Annotated in this window: 10 protein-coding genes; 4 read left to right on the top strand and 6 right to left on the bottom strand. The window is 66.1% G+C overall.

Translation table 11 applies throughout. The features are described from left to right. Window positions 1-211 precede the first annotated feature (211 nt). Complete coding sequence (locus ACQY5B_RS25250) at window positions 212-970, bottom strand: metallophosphoesterase (protein WP_420326845.1); 759 nt, start codon at window positions 968-970, stop codon at window positions 212-214. Window positions 971-1,238: 268 nt separating this feature from the next. Here ACQY5B_RS25250 and ACQY5B_RS25245 point away from each other — a divergent pair, with 268 nt between their 5' ends. The 3 genes from ACQY5B_RS25245 to ACQY5B_RS25235 all read left to right on the top strand — a co-directional run bounded on the left by ACQY5B_RS25245 (window position 1,239) and on the right by ACQY5B_RS25235 (window position 7,517). Further along, on the top strand, window positions 1,239-2,267 hold the full coding sequence (locus tag ACQY5B_RS25245; protein WP_420326846.1) for a calcium-binding protein: 1,029 nt from the start codon (window positions 1,239-1,241) through the stop codon (window positions 2,265-2,267). A 180-nt stretch (window positions 2,268-2,447) separates the two neighbouring features. Beyond that, entirely contained in the window at window positions 2,448-5,762 is a 3,315-nt protein-coding gene (locus ACQY5B_RS25240; protein ID WP_420326847.1) for a DUF4214 domain-containing protein, read from the top strand. A gap of 117 nt (window positions 5,763-5,879) precedes the next feature. Then, window positions 5,880-7,517 carry an ABC transporter permease gene (locus ACQY5B_RS25235; RefSeq protein ID WP_420326848.1) on the top strand — a complete coding sequence of 546 codons (1,638 nt, stop codon included), beginning with the start codon at window positions 5,880-5,882 and terminating at the stop codon, window positions 7,515-7,517. 211 nt (window positions 7,518-7,728) lie between these two features. Here ACQY5B_RS25235 and ACQY5B_RS25230 read toward each other — a convergent pair whose 3' ends face one another. The 3 genes from ACQY5B_RS25230 to ACQY5B_RS25220 form a co-directional block, all read right to left on the bottom strand. Continuing rightward, window positions 7,729-8,754 carry a Fe(3+) ABC transporter substrate-binding protein gene (locus ACQY5B_RS25230; protein WP_420326849.1) on the bottom strand — a complete coding sequence of 342 codons (1,026 nt, stop codon included), beginning with the start codon at window positions 8,752-8,754 and terminating at the stop codon, window positions 7,729-7,731. A gap of 207 nt (window positions 8,755-8,961) precedes the next feature. Further along, a complete protein-coding gene (locus ACQY5B_RS25225) occupies window positions 8,962-10,998 on the bottom strand; it encodes an FAD-dependent oxidoreductase (protein ID WP_420326850.1) in 2,037 nt (678 codons plus the stop codon). A gap of 79 nt (window positions 10,999-11,077) precedes the next feature. Continuing rightward, on the bottom strand, window positions 11,078-14,509 hold the full coding sequence (locus ACQY5B_RS25220; RefSeq protein ID WP_420326851.1) for an indolepyruvate ferredoxin oxidoreductase family protein: 3,432 nt from the start codon (window positions 14,507-14,509) through the stop codon (window positions 11,078-11,080). A 124-nt stretch (window positions 14,510-14,633) separates the two neighbouring features. On the opposite strand from ACQY5B_RS25220, the gene ACQY5B_RS25215 reads away from it, so the two are divergent. Beyond that, complete coding sequence (locus tag ACQY5B_RS25215) at window positions 14,634-15,101, top strand: Lrp/AsnC family transcriptional regulator (RefSeq protein ID WP_420326852.1); 468 nt, start codon at window positions 14,634-14,636, stop codon at window positions 15,099-15,101. Window positions 15,102-15,208: 107 nt separating this feature from the next. Here ACQY5B_RS25215 and ppsA read toward each other — a convergent pair whose 3' ends face one another. Both ppsA and ACQY5B_RS25205 read right to left on the bottom strand, forming a co-directional pair. Further along, window positions 15,209-17,605, bottom strand: coding sequence for a phosphoenolpyruvate synthase (gene ppsA, locus ACQY5B_RS25210; RefSeq protein ID WP_420326853.1), 2,397 nt, complete (start codon window positions 17,603-17,605; stop codon window positions 15,209-15,211). 65 nt (window positions 17,606-17,670) lie between these two features. Further along, window positions 17,671-20,274, bottom strand: a complete 2,604-nt coding sequence (locus tag ACQY5B_RS25205) for a cation-translocating P-type ATPase (protein WP_420326854.1) — start codon at window positions 20,272-20,274, stop codon at window positions 17,671-17,673.

The raw sequence follows: 20,274 nt of genomic DNA, 5'->3' as shown, positions 1-20,274 counted from the left end.
CTCTGTTCGGTTGTCGCGCTTCCGATCAGGCGATCCGGGAACATGTGATAGCCGCATTCAATCTATGGACGCAAATTTCGCGCCAAGAGCGATTTCGCGGCTGCAGAAAACCGCCCGGTCCGGAACTCGGGCACAGTCGCAGGTTGGCCTGCACGCTGCCACAACGCCTGCCCTCACGCCGCGTCGGAAAACAGGCCTGCGGGGCGGTTTCTCAAGCGCTAACATAGGTTACGACCTCCTCCTCGACCAGCGCGGCGGACAGCACGCCGGTTGCGTAGGCCCCGGTGTCGGTCGGGATTCGCCCCTGGTCGACCTTCGGCGCCTCCGTGATCGTATGACCATGCACAACCCAAAGCCCGTCGACCCGGGGTGTGCGGCGGAAATCGGGATGCCCCCACAGGAAGTTTCCACGCTCCTGGTCGGCAATCGGCAACGCCGGGTCCGCGCCGGCATGGACGACGACCACATTGCCCGTCTGCCAGGTCAGCGGCAGGCCGCGAAGCCAGTCGATTGTGGAATCGCCCAGCGCCTCGGCCAGCCGGTCGCGCATCTCGAGCCACTCGGCCTCTGGACGCTGGCCAAGAACCGGGGGCACACGATAGCTGGCCAAGGTCTGCAGCCCGCCGTGGCGCAGCCAGCGCGGCCCATTGGCAACCGGATCATCCAGCGTGTCCAGCAGCATCTTCTCGTGATTGCCCATGATGCAATGCATAAGGTCACCCGCCCCCTCGCTCAGCACCCTGATGCGGCGAAGGACGCGGGACGTTTCCTCTCCGCGGTCGACGTAGTCGCCGACCATGACCAGCAGCGCCTCGGGGTGGCGCATCTTGTCCAGCCGGTTCAGCAGGCGATCCAGCAGGCGGTCGCAACCGTGCACGTCGCCAACGGCGAAAAACGGGGTTTCGGGACGAAGCGGCTTTTGGGAAAGGTCCCGTTCACGGGACTGCTGTTTGCGGTTGCGGAGAATCATAGATCAAGTTGTAGGTGTTTCCCTCCAAACGGCAAACCGGGAAGCGCACCAAGGTAAACGCCGTCGTCGACCATTTGGAGGCGCTTGGCCGGTGTTGCCCGGGATCGCTCCCGGAATGCGGGCTTCCCGGCAGGGCTGTTCGCCGTATGGTCGTTGCAACGGCCGCTTCCAAAGCTGGTGTTAACTGCCCGGAACAAGAACATTTGCCTTGCACGCACCGGATCGCGACACTCCGTCCGCAAACCGACAAGAGCAACGAGGCAGAGCCATGATCTTTCTGACCGGCCTACTGGGCATGATGGCCATCGGATCGCTGGCCTTTCTCGGCAACGGATCGGGCGATGAGACCGACGATGAAGACGATTTCGCCAAGCCCTCCGAAGAAGACGCAGGCGGGGATGGCCCGGTCGACACATTGAATGATATGGGCCTGCCGGACACGTCGCCGCCCGCTACGGGCCTCGCGACCGAAGGGCCCGCGTCAGCCGGCCCTGGTGCCGTGGACCCGGCCCCGGATGGCTCCGGCGACTGGCACGCGTTCGAGGGAGCTGATGACTTCGACCTGCGCCTGGGCACCGAGGACGACGATTTCTTGCGCGGCGACGACGACAGCGAAAGGCTGGATGGCGGCGCAGGCGACGACAACCTGCAAGCCAATGGCGGGCCGGATGACCTGTACGGCGGCGACGGTGAGGATCTGCTGTCCGGCGGAAATGGCGAAGACACGCTGAATGGCGGCGAAGGCGCCGACGATCTGCGCGGCGGCGCGCACGACGACGCGTTGCACGGCCGCGACGGGGACGACAGGCTGACGGGCGACGCCGGGCAGGACACTTTGTTTGGTGGCGCGGGGAATGACCTGCTGTCTGGCATCCATCTGAACAAGACCGGCGAGGACGACGACGAGGGCGATTTTCTCAACGGCGGCAGCGGTGATGACATGGTCGTCGCGGGCGAAGGGGACGTGGTCTCGCTGGGTGCTGGGGCGGATGTGCTGGTGCTTGGCGAATGGATGACCGAAGACGGCGCCGACATCCTCGACTACGATGACGAGGAAGACCAGTTGATGGTTGTCTACAACGACAGCCTGCACGGCGATGAACCGGACTTGGACATGCGGACCCAAACCGAGAACCCGTCGCTGACCGAAATCCTGCTGGGCGACGAGGTTCTGGCCACTCTGCCCACCGAGGATGCGCCCGACCTTGCCCAGATCGTCCTGATCGCGGAAAGCGCCCTGACCGATCTCGCGCTGGACATGGGACCCGACATTGCCCAGTTGCGACAGGCTGGCTGACGGCCCGCCCACTTGTGCCGATCCAGATCCGCGCAGCCCGTGCGGACCTCTTTCGTCCGACCGCGCAATCCAAGCAATAAAACAATCTAAAATATAACCTTAAGTCCCATTTTTCGCCACATACCGGCCCCGGACAGGACCCGCCCCAGATCGAGTCTGCCCCGCAAAGAGGGGTGAGTCATGGCGGCATTCAGCATGTCCCTGGCATCGGCGACAGCCACTGGGACATTTGTTCAGGACTATCATTTCGGCACAAACGCACTGCACGAAATCAACATCGCCACCGATGGGGACATGCGGCCCCACGACGGGTTCGCCGCAGCCGTCGACGCGCTGGACCTGACGCAGCTGCGCTACCCCGGCGGCCATGCCGAGAACACGATCGACATTACGCGCCTCGAGGACGGCCAGCTGCGGGCCGAGGTGCGCGCCTTCATGGACTGGGTGGTCGCCAACAGCACGCCCGGCCACATGATCCAGGTCACCTTTGTACTGCCGACCAAGGTGGACATCCCGGCAGCGCGGATCGAGGCCTTTGTCTACCTCCTGCTTCAGGAATACGGGGACCATGTCGCCGGGCTGGAGATCGGCAACGAATATTCCATCGGAAAGCGCGTCGACGGTTTTGACCGCAGCACCCACCCCGAAGACACCCCCGACAGCGACTTCGTCTCTTCCATGAACGAAACGGAATACGGCATCGCGGCGAACCGGGTCATCAATGCCGCGCAGGATGCCATCGACCGGCTGCAACGCGATCATCCGGACCTAGGTCACGACCCGGCGATCCTGATCCAGCTTGGCGACATCAGCGGCGCGGGCAGCGCCTACAAGGGCAACGGCAACTGGGACGAGGCGAACGAGGCGATCCTGTCCTGGCTGGACCAGCGCGCGCTGGATGCAATCGACGGCGCCGTCGCGCATTACTACTACAACATCCAGCACAGCGACTCCGTGACCTTCGAGGACAGCAACCAGACGGGCCGCAGCATCGACCTGCGCATTGACAACTTCAACATGCACCTCGGCCGCGAGGTGCCCGTCTACATCACCGAGTGGAACGTTCTGAATTCCAACGCGAACCAGCAGGGCATGGCCGCCGCCTCGACACTGGTCGAGATGTTCGAGTTCATTGTTCAGGCCGAAACCGCGGATGCCTTCATCTGGCCGCTTCAGCACCGCACATCGAACACCATCGCCGGCAACCGCAACGCCGAGGACATGGACCTGTCCGCCGGCGGCGGCGCCTTCCGGATGATGGCCGACAGACTGCGCCCGGAAGTCAGCGCGGAAACGGGCCATGTCGAACGCTTCGAAAGCTTTGAGACCGAGTGGACCGGTAGCAACGGCGAGGTCGAGATCAACTACTACGCCAGCCCTTACCACCACGTGATCCATGTCTCCCTGCGCGATCTCGACCCGGGAACGATCACGCTGGACCTTGCGCCCTTCCTCGACGGGGCCACGGGCGTGACGGTAACGCGGCTGACAATGGATCCCGCAAGTTCGGACGGGCTGAGCGACCTGGCCGACGAGAACGGGCTGAACCGGATCGGGCGGCGCGACATCGACGCCGAGGAATTGGCGGCCCTGTCGCAACTGGCCTTCTTCGACGAGACCAACAAGAACCACCTTCAGGACCTCGGCGGCGGCCAGTACCGCACCTACCTGCCGTCCGCGACCGGCATCGTGGCACTGGTCGCCAATCCGCAGGACATCTCGGATTATTACTTTGCCACCGAGGTCGACGTGGCGCCGATGCTGGTGGAGGTTGCGGGCGATCACCTGAACAGCGGCAGTGTCGGGCTATCCATGATGCCCTACGACGTGACCGAAATCGTGATCGAAAAGAAGTGGGTGCAGGAGGGCAGCGCCTCGGACGAACGGCTGACCGGCGGCATCGGCCAGGATGTCATCCTGGGACGCCAGGGCAACGACACGATCGCGACCGGCGAGGGGGACGACACGCTCAAGGGTGGCTTCGGGGACGATCATCTCGATGCCGGATCGGGGGTGGATTACATCGTCGCGGGCAGCGGCGATGACACCGTGCTTGCCGGCGCGGGGGACGACCTGATCGTCGCCGGGACCGGCGACAAGACCATCCAGGGCGGCACGGGCAGGGACACGGTGCGGCTTGACGGGGCCAGCGACAGCTATCAGGCCAGTTTCAGCAACGGGGTCCTGCGGCTGGTCAGCGCCGATTCCGATGTCCTTCTTCAGGCGGTCGAGGTGCTGGACTTCGACAACCGCTCCGTTTCCGTCACCGACTACCTCGACGAGATCGGCACCGCCCCGACCGGGGTCTACGGCACAGCGAACGACGACCTCCTGACTGGCACATCCGACAGTGAGATCATCAGCGGTGGCGATGGCCGCGACATTCTGCAGGGCCACAGCGGACAGGACACGCTGATCGGCGGGGCGGGCGATGATCTGCTGATCGCCGAGGGGCGGGGGCTATTCGGGACCGACATCTCGGAACAGGTCTATCGCATCTACAACGCGGTCTTCGGCCGTGAACCGGACGTGAACGGGCACCAGTACTGGGTGCAACAGCTTGCCTCCTCGGCCATGAGCCACGCCGAAGTGTCGGCGCATTTCATGTCCTCACCCGAGTTCCAGCGGACCTATGGCACCACCACGGACGCCGAGTTCGTCACCCTGCTGTACCAGAACGTACTGTCCCGCGCGCCGGATGCCGCCGGGATGGCTGCATGGCTGGACCATCTCGACGGCGGCATGTCGCGCCAGATGGTGGTCCGGCATTTCGCCGAAAGCCCCGAGAACCGGACTGGCACCCAGGATGCCCAGGCCGCGTTCGATGGGCGATGGGACGCGGCCAACTGGTCGGATGACCTGTTCCGGCTCTTTCATGCCATGCTGGGCGCGGCCCCCGAGCCCGCCACATTCCGGGACTGGATGCAGGCGCTGACAGAGGGGGCGACGATGCAGGACGCGGCGGCCGCCCTCATGGCCCTGCCCGCCTACCAGTCCGGCATTGGCGCTTTGGACGATGCCCAATTCGTCACCCGGCTGTACCGCAACTTGCTGGATCGCAGCCCCAATGGCGCCGAACTGGCCAGCTGGACGGCCGCGCTGGACGGCGGGCTCGCCCGGTCGGCGGTGATCCTCGACCTTGTCGGCAGCCCCGCGGCCATCGCGGCCAACGGCGCGGCAGTGACCGCCTACATGCATGGCCTCGGCCTTGATGATGTGCTGGAGGCCGGAACCGGCGACGATATCCTGTCTGGCGGGCTTTACTGCGATACCTTCGTTTTCGATCGTGGCGACAGCGGCACCCATCTTGTCACCGACCTGGAACCTTGGGACCGGGTGGACCTGTCCGATTTCGGCTATGCCGATGCGGATGCCGGCCTTGCCCGGATGCAACAGCAGGGCGATGACGTCATCTTTCAGGACCAGGGCGTGACCGTGGTCTTCAACGATCAGCAGCTTGCCCAGATCACCAGTGACATGATCCTTTACGCCTGATCGCCCACCGGCCCCTGCCTCGCCCCGTGTCGGGACGCTTGACTCTCCGTCCGATCCTCGCCAATCCCGATCAAAACGCTCGGCCGGGTGAAAAATCCGCGCCCAGAGGAGGCAGCCATGCAGAAACGGCACCGCACAGTGACCGAGCGGCTTCTTTATGCCGTCGCCCTCCTGATTGCGGCGTTCTGCGCCCTGCCCCATCTTGGTGTCCTGCTGGCCGCCCTCTCTGCCGAAAGCGATACGCTGTCCCATCTCGCCGAAACGGTGCTGGGCCGCTACACCGCCACCACGCTGATCCTGCTGACGCTGGTGTCCGTCGGGACGTTGCTGATCGGCACCGGTGCGGCCTGGCTGGTGGTCATGACCGAGTTCACGGGGCGCCGCATCCTCGAGGTGGCGCTGGTGCTGCCGCTCGCCTTTCCGGCCTATGTCATCGCCTATGCCTACACGCATCTGCTGGACCATCCCGGCATCGTGCAGGCCACCCTGCGCGAGATCACCGGCTGGGGACCGCGCGACTACTGGTTCCCGGAAATCCGGTCGACCGGCGGCGCGGCGGCCATGCTGATGCTGGTGCTCTATCCCTATGTCTACCTTCTGGCCCGCGCTGCCTTCATCAGCCAGAGCGCGACCACGGTCTTTGCCGCCCGTTCGCTGGGCCGGACACCGCTGGGGGCCTTCTTTTCGGTAACCTTGCCGATGGCGCGTCCCGCCATCGCGGCGGGCGTCCTGCTGGCCGCGATGGAAACCATCGCTGATTACGGCACCGTGTCCTATTTCGGGGTCCAGACCTTTGCCACCGGGATCTACACCAGCTGGTTTTCCCTGGCCGACCGGGCCGGCGCGGCACAGCTGGCGCTGGGGCTGCTGGCCTTTGCCCTGCTGCTGGCAGTGCTGGAACGCAAGAGCCGGGGGCAGGCGCGCTATCACTCGGGCCGACGCCGAGAGCCCGTGCCCCGCACGCCTCTCAAAGGCGGGTTGAACGCCGCCGCGCTGGTGGCCTGCAGCCTGCCGGTGCTGCTGGGCGCCTTGATCCCGGCGCTGGCGCTGTTGACCATGGCTGCCGGATCGGAACAGGACATCCTCAGCCGCCGCTACATCCGTTTCATCGAGAATTCGCTGACCCTGGCCACCGTGGCCGCGATCGTCACCGTCGGGGCCGCCGTGATCCTGGGCAGCATCAGCCGCATCCTGCCCGGCCGGCTGACCGGAACGGCGCTATACGTCGGGCGGCTGGGCTATGCCGTGCCCGGCGGGGTGATCGCCGTTGGCCTTCTGGTGCCTTTCGCCGCCTTCGACAACGCGCTGGACAGCTGGATGCGGGACACCTTCGATATCTCCACCGGGCTTCTGTTCACCGGTTCGATCTGGGTTCTGGTGGGCGCCTACATGATCCGTTTCCTGGCCGCTGCCATCGGCGCCTATGAGGGTGGGATTTCCACCGTCAGCCCCAACATGGATGCCGCCGCCCGCGTGCTGGGCCAGAACGCCGTCGGCACGGTGCGCCGCATCCACATGCCGCTGCTCAGGCCCAGCCTGCTGACCGCCGGGCTGATCGTCTTTGTCGACGTGATGAAGGAACTGCCCGCGACGCTGATCATGCGCCCGTTCAACTATGACACGCTGGCGGTACAGGCGCACAGGCTGGCGGCGGACGAACGGCTGGAAGGTGCCGCCGTGCCCAGCCTCGTGATCGCCGTTCTGGGCCTCTTGCCGGTGATCCTGCTGATCCATCGGATGCGCAAAGAGGACTGAGCCTCGGGCATCACCGCCTATTGCAGCACGTCCAGCCAGAGATCCGCAAAACCGCGTTCGCCGCCGGGCACACGCGCCGTGACGGCGGGTGCCCTCTTGGTCCTGTCCAGCCAGATCGGCCAGATCTACACCGCCCTCGGGCGACAACTGAGCGGACCAACAAAAAAGGCGGGGTCGCCCCCGCCTTTTCCACTTGCAACACTGGCCGGAATTACTTCCAGCCGACCTCGTTAAAGAGTTTCTGGGCGGTGGGGATCTGCTTGGCTACGGCCGAGAGATCCACGTCATCGGGCTTGAAGAAGCCCAGCTCGGCCACGGAGGGGCTCAGGCCCACGCCCGGCACGGCCGGGTATTCATCGTTGCCCGCCGAGAAGTACTTCTGCGCCTGATCGCTGGCCAGGTACTCGAGGAACTTGATCGCGTTTTCCTTGTTGGGCGCATGTGCGGCCACGCCGCCACCCGACAGGTTCATGTGCGCGCCGGTGCCATCCTGGTTCGGGAAGACCCAGCCGATCATGTCGCGGCTGTCGCTGAGGCCGTCGACCTCGGTCCGGATCGAACGTGCAAAATAGTAGGTGTTCGACAAGACCACGTCGCATTCACCCGAGACGATGCCGCGCAGCTGGTCGGTGTCGCCACCCTGCGGATCACGCGCGAAATTCGCCACGACACCGGCAGCCCAGTCACGCGCGGCCTCTTCGCCCATGTGCTCGACCAGCGCGGCCAGCAGCGTCTGCATGTAGGCGTTGGTGCCCGAACGGATGCAGACTTGGCCCTTGTACTTGGGGTCGGCCAGGTCCTGGTAGGTGGCCGGCGGCTCGGTCACGTCGTTCTTGTCGTAGAAGATGATGCGCGAACGCTGCGAAAAGCCGAACCATTCGTTTTCCGCATCTTGCAGGTAACCCGGCACGCGCGCCTCCAGCACGGTGCTGTCGATCGGCTGCAGGACGCCGGCGTCCTTGGCCCGTTCCAGCCGCGAGGTGTCGACGGTCAGCAGGATGTCGGCGGGCGAGTTGCGCCCCTCGGCCTGCATCCGCGCGATCAGCTCGTCGGCATTGCCCTCGATGCGGTTGATCGTGATGCCGGTTGCATCCTCGAAGTCCGAATACAGGCGCTCGTCCGTGTCGTAGTGGCGCGACGAATAGAGGTTCACCTCACCCTGCGCGCTGGCCAGGCCCGGAACCAGTCCGGTCACGGCGATCAGGGCGGCGGCGCCAAGTCCAGTCTTGAGAGTCATGCATCTCTCCCTTTGCATGTAATTCCTTACTGTTTTGGTCAATTACAGGAATCAGCCTTTGATGCAAGCACCGAGGCGAGAAAATCTTGCCTCGGGCCGTGCTGTCATGCGGGCTCGGCTCCGGCACACTCGGGCAGCAGGATGCCGCACCGGCGGCCGAAGCCGCCGGGCAGTCCATTGAAACAAAGTGTTTTTGTCAGACTGGCGTCAGGTGCCCGTGACCCGCTGGCTCATCACCCAGCTGCCCGGGCTTTCCTCGGCCAGCCGCCGCATGGTGTCGCCGACCTCGTTCCAGCCGCGCTCTTCCGCCGCCCGCATCGGCCCCCCGCGCCAGCGCGGAAAGGCGTAGCCATGGATCTGCACCATATCGACGGCGGCATCGCTTTCGGCGATGCCCTCTTCGACGATTCGCGCACCTTCGTTGGCCAGAACCGCCAGAATTCGCGCCACGATCTCTTCGCGGGCAAAACTGCGGCGGGTGATCCCCTGCGCCCTTGCATAGTCCAGGATCACCTGTTCGACCTCGGCCGAGGGGCGCGGTTTACGGTCACCCGCGACGTAGTCGTACCAGCCCTTTCCGCTGCGCTGACCCAGCCGGTCCATCTCGCACAGCTGGTCGGATATGGCGACATAGCGCTGCGCCGGATCGCGCGTCGCAGCCTGCCGCTTGCGGTTGGCCCAGGCGATCTGCAGGCCCGTCAGATCCTGCAGTTCGAAGGGCCCCATCGGAAAGCCGATCTCTCGCGCGGCGGCATCCACCTCTTGCGGCAGGGCGCCATCGGCCAGCATGTATTCCGCTGCGCGCCGGTATTCCGCCAGCATCCGGTTGCCGATGAACCCGTCGCAGATCCCCGCCAGCACCGAAACCTTGCGCAGCCGCTTGCCAAAGGCAAAGCCCGTCGCCAGCACTTCGGCAGAGGTTTCAGGCAGGGCCACGATCTCCAGCAGTTTCATCACATGCGCGGGCGAAAAGAAGTGCAGCCCGATACAGCGTGCCGGGTTCGAGATGCCGTCAAAGATCTCGCGCGGGTCGATGTATGAGGTGTTGGTGCCCAGGATCGCCTCCGGCGAGACCACCTCGGCCAGTTGCCGGAATACCGCGCGCTTGACCTCCAGATCCTCGAATACCGCCTCGACCGCCAGGTCGACACCCGCCGCATCGGCGTAGTCCGCCGTCGCGGTGAACCGGGCCTTCTGATCAGCCGCCTTTGCCTCGCTCAGCTTGCCGCGTTTTACGGCCCCGTCGATCAGCCCGGCAACACGCGCCTCGGCGCCGGCCGCCGCCTCGGCGTCACGCTCGATCAGCACGACCTCCAGCCCGCCGCCAAGGCTTGCCGTGGCGATGCCCGCGCCCATCAATCCGCCGCCGACCACGGCAATGCGCTGCAGTTCGCGCGGCTTGGCGCCCTCTGCCGCCTTGGGGCGCGCCACCGCGCGTTCGGCAAAAAAGGCATGGCGCAGGGCGCGGCTCTCGGGGCTCTGGCGCAGCTCCAGGTGCAGGGCGCGTTCCTTGGGCTGGCCTTCGGAGAAGGGCAGATAGGCCCATTGCAGCGCGTCGATGTTCAACAGCGGCGACATCTGCCCGCGTGCGCGTTTCATTACCGCCTCGCGCTTGACCTCCAGCGCGTCGGCCGCCAGCGGCTCTGCCACCCGCTCCGACACTTTCGAGGGCCGCTCCGGCAGGTCCGCCACGAAGTCGCGCGCCGCCGCCCGCATGTCCCCCTCGAACACCAGGTCCAGCCCACCCAGCGCCTTGAGCGTCGCTGCATCCAGCATCTGCCCCGAGGCCGCCATGTCGATAGAGGCCTCCATCCCGATCAGACGCGGCGCGCGTTGCGAACCACCCGCGCCAGGCACAAGCCCCACGTTGACCTCGGGCAGGCCGAACCGTGTGCCCGCTTGCGCAAGCCGCCAGGCACAAGCCATCGCGATCTCGAACCCGCCGCCCAGCACCGTGCCATGCATGACCGCGACGAATGGCGTCTCGCTGTCCTCGATCATCTGCACCATGTCGGGTAGGTGCGGCTCGACCGGGGAGGCGTCGAATTCCGACATGTCCCCGCCGGCGACAAAGGTCCGCCCGGCGCCGGTCAGGATCGCGACGCGCGCGCCCTGCACCTGCCGGACCGCCTCTGCCATCCCCGCGCGTACCGCCGTGCTGGTGGCATTGACGGGCGGATTGTCGATGGTCACCCAGGCCAGGTCGCCTTCGCGGGTGACGGTAACGGGGCTGTCGGTTGTCATGGTCAAGGCTCCTCTCCTCGCCCCTGCCGCGGGCGTCCTGCAAGGGGGATAACCCAAACGCGCGGTCGGTTAAAGGATTTTAGGCAGCATACTGCTTAACTGCCTCGGCGATCGCCTTGCGGGTCTTGTCAGCGGCCTCTTCCTTGACCGGGCCAAAGCCGCGGATTTCCATGACCATCGCTGCGATCCGCGCCGCCTCGTCACGGTTGTCCGCCGTCAGCCCGTCGACCAGCCGTCCCAACAGCTCCCGGTACTCTTCGATCAGCGCCCGCTCCATCCGCCGTTCTTCGGTGCGGCCAAAGGGATCGAACGGCGTACCGCGCAGCCGCTTCATCCGCGCCAACTGGCGAAAGGCCACCTGCACCCAGGGGCCAAAGCTGCGTTTCAGCGGCCGCCCGCGCGCATCCTTGCCAGAGGACAGGATCGGCGGCGCAAGGTGGTGGCGCACCGTGAATTCGCCCTCGAAACGGTCCTTGAGACCATCAATGAACCCGGTCTTTGCGTGCAGCCGCGCGACCTCGTATTCGTCCTTGTAGGACATCAGCTTGAACAGACCCCTCGCCGCCGCCTCGGACAGGGCGCCCGGCTCGCCCGCGACACGGGTTTCCGCCTCGACCACCTTTTGCAGATCGTCGCGATAGCGCCGCGCCCAGCGCGCGCTTTGGTAATCGGCCAGGAAATCCGCCCGGCGGTCGATGATCTGCTCCAGCGTCTGCACGGGACGCGCCTCGATCCCGGCGATCCGCTCGACCCCCTCGGGATCGGTCACTGCGACCCGCCCCCAGGCAAAGGCCTGCTTGTTCAGATCTGGCTTGACCCCGTTCAGCTCGATCGCCCGCATCAGCGCCGCCTCAGACAGGGGCACCAGACCCGCCTGCCAGGCCGCGCCCAGCATCAGGACATTGGCAAAGACCGTATCGCCCAGCAGCGCCTCGGACAGCGCGTTGGCATCCAGCGATTGCAACGCCTTGCCATCCACCGCCCCGGAAATCCGCGCCAGCCGGTCGCCGGCCTTCAGGTCCGCGTCGCGGTTGCGGGTGAAATCCCCGGTCGGCATCAAAGCCGTGTTCACCACCGCCTTCGTATGCCCCGCCCGGTAGGTCATCGAAGCCTTGGGCGAAGAGCTTACCACCAGGTCACAGCCGATCAGCGCATCCGCCGAGGACGGCTCGATCCGCGCCTGGTTGACCTCTTCGGGGCGCGCCGACATCCGCAGATAGCTGAGCACCGGCCCGAATTTCTGCGCAAACCCCATGAAGTCCAGAACGCTGGCGCCCCGCCCTTCGAGGTTTGCCGCCATCGCGATCAGCTGGCCCACGGTCACGACGCCCGTGCCGCCGACGCCAGTCACCAGGATATCCCAGGGCGCATCCAGCGACGGCACGACCGGCGCCGGCAACCCGGCCACCATCTCGTCCAACTGCGCCTCGGACACGCCCCGGCCCTTTTTCAAGGTCGCGCCCTCGACGGTCACGAAACTGGGGCAGAACCCGTTCAGGCAGGTGAAATCCTTGTTGCAGGAGTTCAGGTTGATCTGCCGCTTGCGGCCGAACTCCGTTTCCAGCGGCTCGACGCTGAGACAGTTCGATTCCACCCCGCAATCGCCGCAGCCCTCGCAGACCAGCGGGTTGATGACGGCGAACCGCTTGGGGTCGTCCATCTTGCCGCGTTTCCGCAGGCGGCGTTTCTCGGTCGCGCAGGTCTGCTGGTAGATCAGCACCGTCGTCCCGGGGATCTCGCGCAACTCGCGCTGCACCCGATCCATCTCGCGCCGGTGCTCGATCTCGACCCCAGCCGGGAAATCGCCCTTGCGGAACTGCTCGGGATGATCGGACACGACGACCACCCGTTTCGCTCCCTCGGCCAGAACCGTCTGCGCAATCGCCTGCACGGAAATCGGCCCATCCACCACCTGCCCGCCGGTCATGGCCACCGCGTCGTTGAACAGGATCTTGAAGGTGATGTTCGTCCCGGCCGCAATCGCCTGCCGCACCGCCAGCGACCCCGAGTGGTAATAGGTCCCCTCGCCCAGGTTCTGAAAGACATGGGCATTGCCGTTGAACTTCGACCGCGCGACCCAGTTGACGCCCTCGCCCCCCATCTGGATCAGCGAGGTCGTGTTGCGGTCCATCCAGCTGGCCATGAAATGACAGCCGATCCCGGCCAGCGCCTGGCTGCCCTCGGGTACCTTCGTGGACGTATTGTGCGGGCAGCCAGAGCAGAAATAGGGCGTGCGGGCCGCCCCCGGCACCTCGATCAGGTTCGGGGGCGGCACCAGCGCCTCGGCACGTTCCGTGAGTGATGTGCCAAGATTCAGGTCCAGTCGTTTCGCGATGATCCGCGCCAGCATCACGGCGCCCAGTTCATGCGTCCAGGGGATCAGCCGCTCGCCGTGCTCATCCCGCTTGCCGACCATGCGTTCGGGCTTTTGCCCGGGGAAATCGTAGAAATATTCCTTGAGCTGGCTCTCGATGATGCCGCGCTTTTCCTCGATGACCAGCAGCTCCTGCTTTTCATGGGCAAAGCCCAGCGCGCCGCGGTCCTCCAACGGCCAGACCATGCCCACCTTGTACAGGTCGATGCCCAACTCGCGGGCCGCGCCCTCGTCGATACCCAGCAGGCGCAGCGCCTCCAGCGTGTCCAGATGCGCCTTGCCGGTGGTCACGATGCCGAACCGCGCCGGGTGCCCCCATTCCGCCCGGTCGATGGGATTGGCGCGGGCAAAGGCCAGCACGGCGGCCTTCTTGGCCTCCATCCGCTCTTCGATCTGCATCCCCGGCAGGTCGGGCCAGCGGTAATGCAGCCCGGTTTCGGGTGGCGTGAAATCCGGCGCGACAAACGCCCGGTCGGCGGGCAATTCCACCGACATGCCCGATTCCACCGTCTCGGAAATCGCCTTGAAGCCAACCCACATGCCGGAAAACCGCGACAGCGCGTAACCCCATTCACCAAAGGGCAGGAACTCGGCCACGTTCGCAGGGTTCAGCGTCGGCATGAAGAAATTCATGAAGGCCACGTCCGACTGGTGCGGCATGGACGAGGACACACAGCCATGATCGTCCCCGGCCACCACCAGCACGCCCCCGTGCGGCGACGACCCATAGGCATTGCCATGTTTCAGCGCATCCGCCGCCCGGTCCACCCCCGGCCCCTTGCCGTACCACAGGCCAAAGACCCCCTCGCAGGTGCGGTCCGGGTCGGTTTCCACCTGCTGCGTGCCGATCATCTGGGTCGCGCCCAGTTCCTCGTTGATCGCGGGCAGAAAGGTGATCCCCGCCTCCTCGACCAGCTTTGCATGACCGGACACCTCCAGGTCGACCCCGCCCACGGGCGAGCCGCGATACCCCGAGATATAGCCGCGCGTATCCAGCCCCCGCGCCCGGTCCCGCCGCGCCTGGTCTAGCGCGATCCGCAGGATCGCCTGTGTCCCGGTCAGGAACACGCGGCCCTCGGTGCGGGTATAGCGGTCTTCCAATGCGTAATCGGTCAGAATCGGCGTCTGGTCCGTCATGACATCCTCCCTGTCGCGGATCGGAGGATTTTCACCTCTTTTTCTGAAAAAGACCTTCCAATCTCTCAGGTATGGGTCACAACTTGCAATGAAACGTTCATCTAAAGGCCAACAAACGAACCATATGCCTCAACTCTCGGATCTCGACCGCCGTATCCTTGCCGTCCTGCAAAAGGACGCCTCGGGCAGCATGCAGGAACTCGCACAGGCGGTGAACAGTTCACCCGCCACCTGCTGGCGCCGCCTGCGCGCGCTCGAGGATCGCGGCGTGATCGGCCCGCCGGTGCGCCACGTCGATCCCGTCGCCGTGGGCCGTGGCATGGATGCCTTCGTGCAGGTGCGCATGAAATCGCAGGACTCCGCCGCCCGCGCAGAATTTCAGCGCGCGATGGAGGCGGAAGCGGCCATCACCGAGGTCTACTCGATCTCCGGCGAATGGGATTACCTGCTGCACCTCGTGGTACGCGACATCGCCGACCTCGAAGCGATCCTGATGCGCCGGGTGCTGGAACATGAAAACGTCGCCGGCACCGCCACGATGTTCGTGCTGCGCCGTATCAAGCAGGGCACGGAGGTTCCTCTCTCCCCCTGACACCCGGTTCCCCCGGTTAGGCAAACCGCGCCGCAAAGCGCGATCTGCGGGACGGTGGGCGGGGCGACGTCGCGGCGCAGCCGCGGCAAGCGCCGTTTACCGGCCCCTCAGCCCGTCTCCGCCTCTGCCACGTTCCGCTTCACCGCCAAAAAACTGTCCGGCGTCACCGAGATCGAGTCGATTCCCGCCTGTACCAGCAACCGCGCGAACCCCGGATCGTTCGAAGGCGCCTGCCCGCACAGCCCGATCTTGCGCCCCGCCGCGCGCGCCTTGGCGATGACCGCCTCGATCATCCACAAAACCGCCGGATCGCGTTCGGAGAACAGCTGTGCCAGCGCCTCGGAATCCCGGTCGATCCCCAGCGTCAGCTGCGTCAGGTCGTTCGATCCGATGGAAAACCCGTCGAACCGCTCGGCAAAGCGTTCGGCCTCGATCACGTTCGAGGGGACTTCGCACATGACATAGACCTCAAGCCCGGCCTTGCCGCGCTCCAGCCCCTGCGCCGCCATGACCTTCAGCACCCGGTCCGCCTCATCCACCGTCCGGCAGAACGGGATCATGACCACAACGTTGCCGAACCCCATTCTCTCGCGCAAGTGCCGGATCGCCCGGCATTCCAGCTCGAACCCGTCGCGATAGCCGTCCGAGTAATAGCGCGAGGCGCCCCGGAACCCGATCATCGGGTTTTCCTCCTCCGGCTCAAAGGCCCGCCCGCCCAGCAGGTCGGCATATTCGTTGGTCTTGAAATCGCTCATCCGCACGATGACCGGGCGCGGATGCCAGACAGCCGCGATCCGCGCCAGCCCCCGCGCCAGGGTCTCTACGAAATAGGCGGTGCGGTCCTCGTAGCCCCGCGTCAGCGCGTCGATCGCCGCCCGCTCGTCCTCGGACACCACCTGCTCGTACCGGGTCAGCGCCAGCGGATGCACCCGGACCTCGTTCGAAACGACGAACTCCATCCGCGCCAGTCCGACACCATCCGCCGGAAGCCGCCACCAACGCGCCGCGGTCGCGGGGTTGGCGAGGTTCAGCATCACCTGCGTGCGGGTCTCGGGGACATGGGCCAGGTCCAGTTCCGTCACCGTCACCTCGGCCCGTCCGGCATAGATCGCCCCCTCCTCGCCCTCGGCGCAGGAGACCGTCACCTGCTGCTGGTCGTGCAGGACGTGGGTCGCATTCCCGGTGCCGACGACCGCCGGAACCCCCAGCTCCCGGCTGACGATGGCCGCATGAGAGGTACGCCCGCCATGATCGGTGACGATGGCGGCGGCGCGTTTCATCACCGGCACCCAGTCCGGGTCCGTGGTCGAGGTCACCAGCACCGCGCCGTCCACGAAACGATCGATGTCCGCCGCGCTCTCGATGATGATGACCTCGCCGCTGGCCACCGCCCCACCGACGCTGAGCCCGGTCAAAAGCTTCTCGCCATGCGCGCCCAGCGTGTAGGTCTTCATCGCGCCTGCACCGCGCCGCGATTGCACCGTCTCGGGCCGCGCCTGCACGATATACAACTGTCCGTCGATCCCGTCGCGGGCCCATTCCATGTCCATCGCGCAACCGTAATGTTTCTCGATCTCGGCCGCCGCCCGGGCCAGTTCCAGGATCTCGCCATCCGACAGCACGAAACTCTCGCGCTCTGCCTTCGAGGTCGGCACGTTGCGCGTCGCTGCGCCCTCGCCCGTGCCGTAGATCATCTTGATCTCCTTCGCCCCCAGCGCCTTGTGCGTGATCGGCACAAGGTCCAGCCGGTCGAGGAAGGGCTTGTAGACCTGGTATTCGTCCGGGCTGACCGCGCCCTGCACGACGTTCTCGCCCAGCCCCCAGGCGGCGTTGATCAGCACCGTCTTGTCGAACCCGCTTTCGGTGTCGATGGAAAACATCACCCCCGACCCGGCGATGTCCGACCGCACCATCAACTGCACGCCGATGGACAGAGCCACCTCCAGGTGGTCGAAGCCGTTGATCTCTCGGTAGGTGATCGCCCGATCGGTGAACAAAGAGGCATAGCAGCGGCGACAGGCCATCAGTAGCGCGCGCTCTCCCTCGACGTTCAGAAAGGTCTCTTGCTGGCCCGCGAAACTGGCGTCCGGCAGGTCCTCGGCCGTGGCCGAGGACCGCACGGCGACAGAGGGATTTTCCCGCCCCGTGCGCCGCCCAAGCTCGCGGTAGGCCTTTAGGATGTCGGCCTCGACCTGCGGCGGAAAGGCCCCGGTGGCCAGGGTCTCTCGGATCGCCCGGCCTGCCTGTGCCAAGGTTTTGCGTCCCGCGCCCAGCGCCGACAGTTCGTCCCGCAGTACATCCCCGAACCCGTTGGCCGCGATGAAGGCGCGATAGCTGGCCGAGGTGGTGGCAAAGCCGGGTGGCACGCGGATGCGGCTGGCATCCAGCGATTGCACCATCTCGCCCAGCGAGGCGTTCTTGCCCCCCACCAGCGCCACGTCCCCGCGCCCCAGTTGCTCGAACCAGATCAGGGTGCGTGTGTCCTCCGCGTCCGTGTCAGCCATCGGGCCCTCCTCCCCTCGGATTGTCCGAAGGGTAGAGGATGTGCGCCCGGCTTCGTTGATTCAGGTCAACGCGCTTCCGCCGGCAGGTCCCGCGCCCGCGACCGGCGGGCGTATTTCACCAGTTCCGGCACCACCAGCAGCGGCAGCGCCAAAGCCCCCAGCAGGCCCAGCTGCTCCCAGGTCAGCGGCACGGTGTGCAGCAGGTGTTGCAGCGGTGGCCAATAGATCGCCGCGACCTGCATCGCCATCGTCACCGAAAAGGCCAGCAACAGGGGGCGATTCGAAAGATAGCCGATCCCCGACATCGGCAGTCGGAACGACCGGAAGGCAAAGACGCTGGCCTTTTCAAAGATCACGATCCCCGCGAATGCCATCGTCCGCGCCATGTCCTCTCCCTGCCCAAGGTGGCCATAGAACAGCCAGAGGCTGACACCCCCGGTGTACAGCCCGAAACAGGCGATGATCGCCAACCCCGGCAGATCGAGGATCGGGTGATCCGCGGGGACCGGCGGCTGGTCCATCTGGTCGGGCGCCGGTTTTTCCATGCCCAGCGCCACCGCCGTCACACCATCGGTCACAAGGTTCATCCACAGGATCTGCGTCGCCAGAAAGATCAACGGCCCCCCCAGGAACAGGTTGACCACGATGGCAATCACCTCGCCCGCGTTCGAGGACAGCAGGTAGCGCACGAAACGCTGGATATTGGAGAACTGGCGGCGCCCCTCTTCGACCGCGCCGACGATGGTGGCGAAATTGTCGTCCAGCAGCACGAGGTCGCTGGCATCCTTGGCCACGTCCGTGCCCCGTTGGCCCATCGCGATGCCGATATCCGCCTGTCGCAGGGCGGGCGCGTCGTTGACCCCGTCGCCGGTCATCGCGACCAGGTTGCCGCTTTGTTGCAAGGCCCCGACCAGCCGCATCTTGTGCGCCGGCGCGGTGCGGGCAAAATGTACGTCGCCCTTCAGCAACGCGTGCAGGTCCGCCTCGGACAGCCGGTCAAGATCCGCGCCGGTCAGCATGCGGTCCACCCGCAACCCGATCTCGCGCGCGATGGCGGCCCCTGTCGGGGCCGCGTCCCCGGTGATCATGACAACGCGGATGCCCGCGCGGCGACACAGGCTCACCGCCTGTTTCACCTCGGCGCGCGGCGGGTCGATCATGCCCACCAGCCCAAGGAAGATCAGCCCTTCTTCGCCGGCCAGCGGGTCCGCGACAGGGCGCATCGCCAACCCCAGCAGGCGCCGCCCGTTCGAGGCCATCTCTGCCGCGACCGCCTCGATCCCGGCCCGGCGTTCGGCGGTCAGAGGTTCGGGTTCGCCCCCGGCCGCCTGCACCTGCGTGCAGACATCCAGAACGGATTCCGGCGCGCCCTTGACCATCTGCACCAGTCCCGCACTGCGCCGCATCACCACGCTCATGCGCTTGCGCTCGGCGTCAAAGGGGATCTCGGCCAGCCGGTCCGCCGGGGTCGGCAGGTCGGCCCAGCCCTTGTAGCCCAGCGTGACCAGCGCGCCCTCGGTCGGATCCCCGACCATGTGCCAATCTCCATCACGGTGACTCAACTCGGCATGGTTGCAGGACAGCCCCACGTCGATCAGTTCCGCCAGCCGGGGATCGTCCGCCGCGCGCACACGGGCACCATCCGCCGCGATATGGCCCGCCGGGTCATAGCCCGTGCCCGTGACCTCGTAGCTGCGCCAGGGCGTCCAGATCCGCGTAACGGTCATGGCGTTTTCCGTCAGCGTGCCGGTCTTGTCCGTGCAGATCACCGTCGCCGCGCCCAGCGTCTCGACCGCCTGCAACCGCCGCACCAGCGACTGCCGCCGCAGCATCGCCGAAGCGCCCAGCGCCAGCGTGATCGTGACCACCGCCGGCAGCCCCTCGGGCACCATGGCCACGGCCAGGGCAATCGCGGTCAGGAACATCTCGTGCAGATCGCGCCCCGCCAGCAGACCGGCGACCAGCACCAGCCCCGCCAGCCCCAGCGCCATGCCCCCCAGCAAGCGCGCCAACCGGCCCAGTTGCTCCTGCAGGTGCGTCTCGCCCAGGTCGATCGAGGCGGTCAACGCGGCGATGTTTCCGAATTCCGTATGCGATCCCGTGGCCCGCACCACGCCCTCTGCACGGCCGGCGACCACGTTCGACCCCATGAACAGAGGCACATCCTCGCCGCCCATGTGCTTGTCCACGGGCACGGATTCCCCGGTCAGGATGCTTTCGTCCACCTTCAGCCGCATGCCAGAGGTCAGCACGAGGTCGGCGGGCACCTTGTCGCCGCTGTCCAGGATCACCAGGTCGCCCGGCACGATCTGGCGCGTGTCGATCATCACCTGCACACCGTCGCGCACCACCCGCGCCTCTGTCGCCAGCATGTTCCGCAGCGCCGCCAGCGCCGTTTCCGTGCGCCATTCCTGCACGAAACCCAGCACCCCGTTCAGCAGCACCACCAGCACGATGGCCACCGCGTCCACCCGCTCGCCCAGCACGGCGGCGATCCCGGCGGCGACGATCAGCATCAAGATCAGCGGACTGGTGAACTGGCGCGCCAGGATCATCCAGCGCGAGACGCGTTTCCCTTCGGCCAGCTGGTTGGGCCCGACCTCGGCCAGCCGTTCTGCCGCCTGCGTGGAGGTCAGGCCAAGGACCGCCCCGCCAGTGTCCGCTGCCAT

The organism is Antarctobacter sp., from assembly GCF_965277915.1.
Lineage (GTDB): Bacteria > Pseudomonadota > Alphaproteobacteria > Rhodobacterales > Rhodobacteraceae > Antarctobacter.
This window is presented reverse-complemented; position numbering and strand designations above follow the sequence as displayed.

Coding starts and splice junctions, on each gene's coding strand:
- ACQY5B_RS25235 (WP_420326848.1), top strand. CDS start 5,880: ATGCAGAAACGGCACCGCACAGTGACCGAGCGGCTTCTTTATGCCGTC.
- ACQY5B_RS25250 (WP_420326845.1), bottom strand. CDS start 970: ATGATTCTCCGCAACCGCAAACAGCAGTCCCGTGAACGGGACCTTTCC.
- ACQY5B_RS25240 (WP_420326847.1), top strand. CDS start 2,448: ATGGCGGCATTCAGCATGTCCCTGGCATCGGCGACAGCCACTGGGACA.
- ACQY5B_RS25230 (WP_420326849.1), bottom strand. CDS start 8,754: ATGACTCTCAAGACTGGACTTGGCGCCGCCGCCCTGATCGCCGTGACC.
- ACQY5B_RS25225 (WP_420326850.1), bottom strand. CDS start 10,998: ATGACAACCGACAGCCCCGTTACCGTCACCCGCGAAGGCGACCTGGCC.
- ACQY5B_RS25220 (WP_420326851.1), bottom strand. CDS start 14,509: ATGACGGACCAGACGCCGATTCTGACCGATTACGCATTGGAAGACCGC.
- ppsA (WP_420326853.1), bottom strand. CDS start 17,605: ATGGCTGACACGGACGCGGAGGACACACGCACCCTGATCTGGTTCGAG.
- ACQY5B_RS25245 (WP_420326846.1), top strand. CDS start 1,239: ATGATCTTTCTGACCGGCCTACTGGGCATGATGGCCATCGGATCGCTG.
- ACQY5B_RS25205 (WP_420326854.1), bottom strand. CDS start 20,274: ATGGCAGCGGACACTGGCGGGGCGGTCCTTGGCCTGACCTCCACGCAG.
- ACQY5B_RS25215 (WP_420326852.1), top strand. CDS start 14,634: ATGCCTCAACTCTCGGATCTCGACCGCCGTATCCTTGCCGTCCTGCAA.